The sequence below is a fragment of the Singulisphaera rosea genome, assembly GCF_054877945.1.
On the sequence record NZ_JBTYIP020000082.1, the window covers coordinates 1 to 1336 of the forward strand.

General features: G+C 62.1%; 2 protein-coding genes. One reads left to right on the forward strand and one right to left on the reverse strand.

The window, feature by feature from the left end; all coding sequences use genetic code 11:
- Positions 1–668, forward strand: a 668-nt coding sequence (locus ACYOEI_RS41030; protein ID WP_462856469.1) for a transposase, incomplete at its 5' end; no start/stop codon positions are given.
- Here the strand turns inward: ACYOEI_RS41030 and ACYOEI_RS41035 are convergent.
- Positions 640–888 carry a hypothetical protein gene (locus ACYOEI_RS41035; RefSeq protein ID WP_462856470.1) on the reverse strand — a complete coding sequence of 83 codons (249 nt, stop codon included), beginning with the start codon at positions 886–888 and terminating at the stop codon, positions 640–642. The genes ACYOEI_RS41030 and ACYOEI_RS41035 overlap by 29 nt on opposite strands.
- Positions 889–1336 lie beyond the last annotated feature (448 nt).

Below are 1336 nucleotides of genomic sequence, written 5' to 3' on the forward strand. Positions count from 1 at the left end.
ACGTCGCCCACTTCGGCAACTGGTCCTTCACCGACAGCGCCTACTGCCAGGCCCGCAAGCGGCTCCCGCTGGCCGTCCTCCACTGGCTCCTCGAGAAGGTCGCCGCCACGTCGCGGGCGGCGACCGCCGACACTTCGCGGTGGCTCGGCCATCGGGTCTGGGTCGTCGACGGCTCGGGCTTCTCTATGCCCGACGAGCCCGAGTTGCAACAACACTTCGGCCAACCCGGCAATCAGAAGAAGGGATGCGGCTTCCCCGTCGCCAAGTGGTTGGTCATGTTCGATCTCACGACCGGGATGCTGCTCCGCTCGATAACGGCACCGTTGCGAAGCCACGAGATGTCTCGGGCCGCGGCGATCTCGAGCGAGTTGGAGGCCGGCGACCTCGTACTGGGGGATCGTGGGTTCTGCTCCTATGCCCATCTCGCCCTATTGCGCGGCCGCAAGTTGCACGGTGTGTTTCGGATCCATCAGAAGCAGATCGTCGACTTCACTCCCGGCCGGCCGGGGACTCGAGGGGGGGCGAAGGACATGCCGGGGCTGCCTCGTTCGCGATGGGTGCTGGCGCAGGGGGACTCGGATCAGGTGGTCGTCTGGTACAAGCCTAAGGGTAAGCCGGGACCGATCCGATTTTTTCGGTTCAAGCCGCGATCCCTGGAGTTGTCGTAAACGCTTGTCTCTCAATATGATTCCAGCGGCCCGCCTTGTAATACGAGCGGAGCAGGAGGACGGCCTCCGCACTCGTCTTGTGCCAGTAGATGCTCGGCCCCTTCAATCGCAGATTCACCACCCGACGGATGGCACTCTCGATCGCACCGCTGCCGATCGGCAACTTCAAAGACGCGATGCTTATCCAGCAATCTCTTGCGAGCCTCGCCACGTGACTCATATAAAATATCGTTGGGGCTTTGGCCGGCGTTTATTCGCACGAGGTTCCACCCGGTTCGGACGATCCCCGACTCGATGGGTGGCGACCGCTCGGAGGATCAACGGCGAACGGATCGACGCACGGCGAAGTGAATCGAGCGAGGCGACGTGGCCTCGGAATGACGGCCGAGTGAATCGCGCGAGGCGACGACGCCTCGCCGTGTCCGTGGTCTCCGACGAATCGCGGCCCGGGCCGGCTCGCAAACCGTCGACCCTGGCCAACTCGGGCGCTTACGATTGTTCTAAGGGTTGTCCTGCCTCAAAACCGATTTGGATGGCACTCAGAGGCTATCCGGTAATCCGAAAATTTCGTAACCTACACCTGTAGAAGGAGTCAGGCCGATCGACATCTGTCCGAGGATTATTCCCATGCGTAAGTCCTATCCTTCCGACCTCAGCGACGAGCAGTG